Genomic DNA, 2,728 nt, shown 5'->3' with positions numbered 1-2,728 from the left:
TTCGTAGCTCGTCCAGGAAGGATTGCGGCCATGGTTGCGCGCCCGGGCGCGCAAGGTGAATTTGACCACTTCGTTGCGGAAGTCCTTGGGGTTGGCGATGCCGGCCGGCTTTTCGACCTGCGACAGCTCCTTCTCAAGAACCTCGCGGTTGAGGATCTGGCCGGTGTCGGGGTCCTTGTAGTCCTGATCCTCGATCCAGGCATCGGCATAAGCGATGTAGCGGTCGAAGAGGTTCTGGCCATATTCGCTGTAGGATTCCAGATAGGCTTTCTGGATCTCGTGGCCGATGAACTCGGCATAGCGGCTGGCGAGTTCCGACTTGATGAACTCGAGATAGGCAGCCTCCGTTTCCTTCGGGAATTGCTCGCGCTTGATCGCCTCTTCGAGGATGTACATCAGGTGGACGGGATCGGCGGCCACTTCCTTGGTGTCGTAGTTGAAGGTCTGCGACAGGATCTTGAAGGCGAAACGCGTGCTGACCCCGGTCATGCCCTCGTCGACGCCGGCGGCATCGCGATATTCCTGGACGGACTTCGCCTTCGGGTCGATCTCCTTGAGGTTCTCGCCGTCATAGGCGCGCATCTTGGTGTAGAGCGGCGAGTTCTCGTGCTCGGCAAGGCGCGTCGAGACGGTGAAGCGGCTGAGGATGTCCAGCACCTCGGGCGCGCAAGGACTGTTCGCCAGCTCGCTTTCGCGCAGCAGCTTCTCGTAGATCTGCCGCTCCTCTGTGATGCGCAGGCAATAGGGCACCTTGACCACGAGGATGCGGTCGAGGAACGCCTCATTGTTCTTGTTGTTCTTGAACTGCTGCCATTCCGATTCATTGGAATGGGCGACGACGATGCCCTGATAGGGGAAGGCGCCGAAATTCTCGGTGCCGTTGTAGCTGCCTTCCTGGGTGGCGGTCAGCAGCGGGTGCAGGACCTTGATCGGCGCCTTGAACATCTCGACGAATTCGAGCAGGCCTTGCGTCGTCCGGTTCAGGCCGCCGCTGTAGGAATAAGCGTCCGGGTCGGACTGGCTGAAGTGCTCCAACTGCCTGATGTCGACCTTGCCTACCAGCGCCGAGACATCCTGATTGTTCTCGTCGCCGGGCTCGGTCTTGGCGATGGAGATCTGGCGCAGCCGCGACGGCATCAGCTTGACGACGCTGAATTTCGAGATGTCGCCCTTCAGCTCATCCAGGCGCTTGGCCGCCCAGGGCGAGATCAGTCCGTTCAGGCGGCGGCGGGCGATGCCGTATTTGTCCTCCAGCAGATCGCCCATCCGGTCGGGATGAAAGAGGCCCAGCGGCGATTCGAAGATCGGGCTGATCTGGTTGCCGACCTTGAGCGTGTAGATCGGCCGCTCTTCCATCAGCTTCTTCAGCCGTTCGGCTAGCGAGGATTTGCCGCCGCCGACCGGGCCGAGAAGATAGAGGATCTGCTTGCGCTCCTCGAGGCCTTGCGAGGCGTAGCGGAAATATCCGGCGATGCGCTCGATCGTATCCTCCATTCCGTAGAAGTCGGAAAAGGAAGGATAGATCTTGATGGTGCGGTTGGAGAAAATGCGGCCGAGCCGCTCGTCCTTGCTGGTGTCGACCAGATTCGGCTCGCCGATCGCCTCGACCATGCGCTCCGGCGCCGAGGCGTACATGGATTTGTCCTCGCGGCAGGCCAGCAGATATTGCTGAAGGCTGATCTCTTCCTGTGCCGCATTGGAATAGATCTCCGAAAACAGATCGAAGACGTCGGATTGGTTCTCGCGCATGATGCTTTGCCTCGGAGCCGATAGGCTGCCAATCGGCTCATCGCTTCATCAACCACCGGAAAGCATTGTGGTTCCCTTCACGTGAAGGAAGAGCGCACAATGCACCCCGACATTAGCCTTCGGGACACCCCGATTCGGCCTTAAATGCTCGCCTATGAACATACGTGGTGATTGCCAGCGGACGGTCAAGGAGTGGATTTGGTTTCGCACCGAAAGTTGTCATTTTTGGTTCGTAAACGAGGCGCGTGGCGAGCATCCGTGCCCGCCGCGACAGAACCTGGCCGGAGATGACGATGATCAATCGACGCAGCTTCATCGTGGCAGCCATGGCGGCGCTGTTGCCGCCGGGCGCGTCAGCCGCTGGGCGTCCGGGCCAGCCGGAACCGCGAACCATCGATTACGGTCCGGCCAAGCTCGACATCTACGCGCCGGCCGGCGCGAAGAACCTGCCGGTGGTCTTCTTCGTCCATGGCGGCGCCTGGCGGTTCGGCAAGCGCAGCCAGGTCGGCTCAAAGCCGGACTTCCTGCTCGCCAATGGCTTCTTGTTCGTCTCGATCGACTACCGCATGCTGCCGGAAGCGGATGTCGCCACCCAGGCCGGCGATGTCGAAAAGGCCTATGCCTATGTGCGCGCGAACATCGCCCGATATGGCGGCGATCCGGACCGCATCGTCGGCATGGGCCATTCGGCCGGCTGCCATCTGGTTGCGCTGACCGGCATGCGCGGAGGGTTGCCGGGCGTCACCGCGCTGATCCTGGACGACACAAGGGCCTACGATCTTGCCGCGCTTTCGAGAAATGGCGGCATGGTGCGCGCCTATGCGCGTGTCTTCTCCGACCCGAAACAATGGGCGGCGCTGTCGCCGTCGAGCTATGTCGACGGCAGGAAGCATCCGCCGACCTTCATCGCCTATTCGCGCGCGCCCGGGCGAGGCGAGGAGTCGAAAGCTTTCGCCGAGCGCCTGCGCGCCACTGGCAC

2 protein-coding genes are annotated in these 2,728 nt (G+C 61.4%); one reads left to right on the top strand and one right to left on the bottom strand.

Features of this window, described 5'->3' with window-relative positions; translation table 11 throughout:
- Window positions 1–1,749, bottom strand: a 1,749-nt coding sequence (locus EOA24_RS33375) for a PrkA family serine protein kinase (protein ID WP_127410552.1), incomplete at its 3' end; no start/stop codon positions are given.
- A gap of 293 nt (window positions 1,750–2,042) precedes the next feature.
- Here EOA24_RS33375 and EOA24_RS33370 point away from each other — a divergent pair.
- The coding region (locus EOA24_RS33370; RefSeq protein WP_133374741.1) for an alpha/beta hydrolase at window positions 2,043–2,728 on the top strand (686 nt) is incomplete at its 3' end.

The sequence above is a fragment of the Mesorhizobium sp. M2A.F.Ca.ET.039.01.1.1 genome, from assembly GCF_003998035.1.
In the GTDB taxonomy this organism is placed as follows: Bacteria; Pseudomonadota; Alphaproteobacteria; order Rhizobiales; family Rhizobiaceae; genus Mesorhizobium.
This window is presented reverse-complemented; position numbering and strand designations above follow the sequence as displayed.